This is a genomic window from Acidisphaera rubrifaciens HS-AP3, assembly GCF_000964365.1.
Lineage (GTDB): Bacteria > Pseudomonadota > Alphaproteobacteria > Acetobacterales > Acetobacteraceae > Acidisphaera > Acidisphaera rubrifaciens.
In genome coordinates, this window is record NZ_BANB01000619.1 from 1 (window position 1) to 4,691 (window position 4,691).

The 4,691-nt window shown below is 71.6% G+C and carries 5 protein-coding genes; 3 read left to right on the top strand and 2 right to left on the bottom strand.

The genetic code is table 11. The features are described 5' to 3' along the window. Window positions 1–139: 139 nt before the first annotated feature. Both B8460_RS15445 and B8460_RS15450 read right to left on the bottom strand, forming a co-directional pair. Window positions 140–1,048, bottom strand: coding sequence for an AAA family ATPase (locus B8460_RS15445; RefSeq protein ID WP_048862504.1), 909 nt, complete (start codon window positions 1,046–1,048; stop codon window positions 140–142). A 1-nt stretch (window position 1,049) separates the two neighbouring features. Then, window positions 1,050–1,787: an SRPBCC family protein gene (locus tag B8460_RS15450; RefSeq protein ID WP_307188640.1), complete on the bottom strand. Its 738-nt coding sequence runs from the start codon at window positions 1,785–1,787 to the stop codon at window positions 1,050–1,052. Here B8460_RS15450 and B8460_RS15455 point away from each other — a divergent pair. From B8460_RS15455 to B8460_RS15465, 3 genes are all read left to right on the top strand, one after another. Next, complete coding sequence (locus B8460_RS15455; protein WP_084623708.1) at window positions 1,764–3,215, top strand: sodium:proton antiporter; 1,452 nt, start codon at window positions 1,764–1,766, stop codon at window positions 3,213–3,215. The two genes, B8460_RS15450 and B8460_RS15455, sit on opposite strands and share 24 nt — an antisense overlap. Before the next feature lie 116 nt (window positions 3,216–3,331). Then, window positions 3,332–4,273, top strand: coding sequence for a methylisocitrate lyase (gene prpB / locus B8460_RS15460; protein WP_048862506.1), 942 nt, complete (start codon window positions 3,332–3,334; stop codon window positions 4,271–4,273). 48 nt (window positions 4,274–4,321) lie between these two features. Continuing rightward, window positions 4,322–4,691 (top strand): hypothetical protein (locus tag B8460_RS15465; RefSeq protein ID WP_048862507.1); only part of this gene is annotated, 370 nt, incomplete at its 3' end.

Below are 4,691 nucleotides of genomic sequence, written 5' to 3' on the forward strand. Positions count from 1 at the left end.
GTTGTCGGCAAGCTTTCCGCCGGTGCCCTGGCTGGCCGCGGCGCTGTCCATCCGCAGGGCGTTCAGCGCGAAGGAGTGCTGGATCAGCGCGACGGCATCGCCGAGGTCGCCGGCGTCGTCCCTCATGCGGCAGGGGGATTCATGCGGCGGCGGGCTGCGCGCGCGCCTCGGACACCAGACGGGCGGCCTCCGCTCCGCGGATTTTCGCGATATCGTCCTGATATTTCAAGAGAATGCCCAGCGTCTCGTCCACCGCTTCCGGCGTCAGCTCGGTCTGGTCGAGATGCGTCAGGGCCGAGGCCCAGTCGATCGTCTCGGCGACGCCCGGCAGCTTGAACAGGTCTGTGGATCGCAGACGCTGGACGAAGGCGACGATCTCCGCCGACAGGGCGGCCGGCACGTCCGGCGCGCGGGCGGCCAGGATCGCCCGCTCGCGCCGCGCGTCGGGGTAGTCCACCCAATGGTAGAGGCAGCGCCGGCGGATCGCGTCATGCACCTCGCGGGTGCGGTTCGACGTGAGCACCACCACCGGGCGCGTCGTCGCGCGGATCGTGCCGAGTTCCGGGATGGTCAGCTGGAAATCCGCCAGCACCTCCAGCAGGAACGCCTCGAACGGTTCGTCGGCCCGGTCAAGCTCGTCGATCAGCAGCACGGCGGGCGGCAGGTCGGGGTCGATTGCCGAGAGCAGCGGCCGTCCCTGCAGGAAGGCGCGGGTATAGATCTCGCCGGAGATACGGTCGCGGTCGGTCTCGCCCGCCGCCTCGGCCAGACGGATCGCCATGAGCTGGCGGGCGTGGTCCCACTCATAGGCCGCCGCCGCGAGGTCCATGCCGTCATAGCATTGCAGGCGCACCAGCCGCCGGCCGAGACCGGTGGCCAGGACCTTGGCGATCTCGGTCTTGCCCGTGCCGGGCTCCCCCTCCAGCAGAAGCGGGCGCCGCATGGCGAGGGCGAGGTGGACGGTGGTCGCCAGATCGCGGTCGGCGATGTAGCCGCCGTCCGCGAGCAGCCGCGTCGTCGCCTCGACCGAGCCGGGAAGATCCGTCACGTTACAGCGAGTTCCCGAAGATCAGCAGCAGGACGAACAGGAAGATCACGCTGCCGATCCAGAACACGATGGGCATGCCGAGCGGCTCGCGCGGCACCATCGAGAACACGCTGATGGCGGCCGGCGGCGGCGTGGGCTGGCTCGGCGGCGGGGATTCGATTGCCATGGTATCTCCTGGTTCGGCTCCGGCCACCGCACCGGCCGGCGCCATGTCGGCGGCAACCCGGGCGCTGAACCGGTCAAAGAACTGATCGGCCATCTGCTTGGCGCTGGCATCGATCAGGCGGGCGCCAAGCTGGGCGATCTTGCCGCCCACCTGCGCCTTGACGTCGTATGTAAGCAACGTGCCGGCGGCGTCATCGGCCAGCGCGACATGTGCCCCGCCCTTGGCGAAGCCCGCGACGCCGCCCTGGCCCTCGCCGGTGATGGTGTAGCTGGTGGGCGCCTCGATGTCCGACAGCTGCACCCGGCCGTTGAAGCGCGCCGAGATCGGCCCGATCTTCACCGCGGCCGTGGCGGAGAACTCGTTCTCCGCCGTGCGCTCCAGCTTCTCGCAGCCCGGGATGCAGGCCTTCAGCGTGTCGGGGTCGTTGAGCGCGCTCCAAACCCGCTCGCGCGGCGCGGGGATACGCCGCTCGCCGGTCATGTCCATTCGTATTCTCCGTTGCGCGGCGCGGAAGTTACTTGCACGGTCCCCGCCATGCAACCGACAGCCATGGCCGCGCGCCGCCCCGGCCATGGGGGACGGCCCTCGAAAACACGTCCCCGCATCCTGGGTTGCATCACTTTTCTGAGCGGCCTGGCGGTCTGCCGGCCCGCCCTGGCCGCCACGCCGGGGACCGAGGCGGCGGCGCACCTCGCGCCGGCCTGGGGCCTGCCGTTCCTCGGCGTCCTGCTGTCGGTGGCGCTGTTCCCGATCGTCGCGCCACGGCTCTGGCACCGGCGCATGGGGCTGGTCCTGGCGGGCTGGGTGATCGCCCTGGTCATCCCCGACATGGCGCTGCACGGCCCGGCCGTGGCGCTGGCGGAGGTGTGGCATGCCGTCCTGCTGGAATACCTGCCGTTCGTGATCCTGCTGCTGGCCCTGTTCACCACCGGCGGCGGGGTGCTGATCAGCGGCGGTCCGTGGGGCCGGCCGGCGGGCAACACGCTGCTGCTGGCGATCGGCACGCTGCTGGCGGGCGTCATGGGCACGACCGGGGCCGCCATGATCCTGATCCATCCGCTGCTGCGCGCCAACGCGGCCCGTCGTCGTCGGCGGCACCTTGCCATCTTCCTGATCATGTTGGTCGGCAATATCGGCGGCGCGCTGTCGCCCCTGGGGGACCCGCCGCTTTATGTCGGCTTCCTGCGCGGCGTGCCGTTCTTCTGGCCCACCGTGAACCTCGCGCTGCCGGTCGCGACGATCGCCGGGCTGTTCCTGATCGTCTTCTACCTGCTCGACCGTCGCCTGTTCGCCGAGGAGGCCGCCCCGCTGCCGCCGCCGCGCGCGCCGCTGCGTGTGCGCGGCTGGGTCAACGTGGCGCTGCTGGGCGTGGTGATCGCGACCGTGCTGGGCATGGGGCTCTGGCACCCTGGGGCGGTGACGCTGGCCGGGCAGCGGATCGGCGCGGAGCGGCTGGCGGGCATGGCGATGATGCTGGCGGTGACCCTCGCCTCGGTCGCCGCCACGCCGCGCGCGGTGCGGCAGGGCAATCTCTTCACCTGGGCGCCGATGACGGAGGTCGCGACCTTGTTCCTCGCGGTGTTCATCACGATCGGGCCGGTGATCGCCCTCCTGCATGCCGGGCTGGACGGCCCGGCGGCGCCGCTGCTGCGGCTGATCCAGGGGCCGGACGGGCATCCGGCGCCGCTGCCGATGTTCTGGCTGAGCGGCGGCCTCGCGGCGTTTCTCGACAACGCGCCGTCCTATCTCGTGTTCTTCGAACTGGCGGGCGGCGATCCGGCGGTGCTGACCGGCACGCTCGCCCCGGTGCTGCGGGCGCTGGCCTGCGCCACCGTGTTCTTCGGCGGGCTGACTTATATAGGGAACGCGCCGAACCTGATGGTGACGTCGATCGCGTCGCACCGGGGCGTGCGGATGCCGGGCTTCTTCGGTTACATGCTGTGGTCCTGCGCGCTTCTGCTGCCGTCCCTCGCGGCGATCGGGCTGCTGTTCTTCCGCTGATCGCGCGGCCGGGCGGCCGGCGCCGGCTCCGCATGGCACCTCGGCGGGTTCCGCGTCCGCGCCGGTTCCGCTAGGACAGCCCGTCCGGTCCACCATCAGCGCGGAGTCCCCCCATCGTGACCTATCTCGTTGCCGACGACCTCCCGCGCGAGCCGGCCGGTGCGCGTCTGCGCGCGCTGCTGGCGCGACCGGGCATCCTGCCGATGCCGGGCGCGCATAACGGCATGGCGGCCCTGCAGGCCCGCCGCGCGGGGTTCGAGGCGCTCTATCTGTCCGGCGCCGCGATGACGGCGTCGATGGGGCTGCCGGATCTCGGCGTCATCACCGTCGAGGACGTGTGCTTCTTCATCCGCCAGGTCGCGCGGTCCTCCGGCCTGCCGGTGCTCGCCGACGGCGACACCGGCTACGGCGAGGCGCTGAACGTGATGCACATGGTCCGCAGCTTCGAGGACGCGGGTGCGGCGGCCGTGCATATCGAGGACCAGCTTCTGCCCAAGAAATGCGGGCACCTGAACGACAAGCGGCTGGCCGACGCGCACGACATGGCGGCCAAGGTCGCGGCGGCGGCGCGGGCGCGGCGGCATCTCGTGATTATGGCGCGCACCGATGCGGCGGCGAGCGAGGGGATGGACGGGGCGGTCGCCCGGGCGCGCCTGTTCGTCGAGGCCGGCGCCGACGCGATCTTCCCCGAGGCGCTGACCACTGCGGAGATGTTCCGCGAGTTCGCCCGGCGCATGCACGCCTGGCGCCCCGACCTGCCGCTGCTGGCCAACATGACCGAGTTCGGCCGGACGCCCTTCTTCACCGCCGCGGAGTTCGCGGACATGGGCTACAAGATGGTGATCTGGCCGGTGAGCGCCCTGCGCTGCGCCAACCGGGCGCAGGAGGAGCTTTATGCCGCGATCGCCCGCGACGGCGGCACGCAGAACATGGTCGACCGCATGCAGACGCGCGCGGAGCTCTACGAGACGATCGACTATGCCGGCTACGAGGCGCTCGATGCGTCGATCGTCAAGACCGTCGTGCCGCAGGGCATGCCGCAGCGCGAGGTCGTGTGACCGGGCGGCGTCAGGCGCGGCCGGGCTGAGGGATTAGGGGGGCGCGGCATGAACGAGCGCGACATCGCGCCGGACGACCCGCACGACGCGGCGGACGCCGCGCCGCCGGTGCGGGCGTATGTCGCGCGCACGCTGCGCGCCGAGGTCGATCTGCTGGAACGACTGCTCGCGACGACGCCGTCCGGGGATGCCGTCCCGGCGACGCCGATGCCGCGCAACCTCCACGACCGGCCGCATGTCGTGAAGCTGATCGAAAGCCGCGTCGGCGGCAGGATCATCACGATCATGCAGCATGCATCCTGGGCGCTGCGCAAGCGGGTGGTGCGGCTCCGCCACCTGCGCGCCCGGCTGCGCCGTCTCGGCGCCCGCGAGGCGGTCCAAGCGGTGGGCGCGCCGGCCGGCGACGACGTCGCGGCCC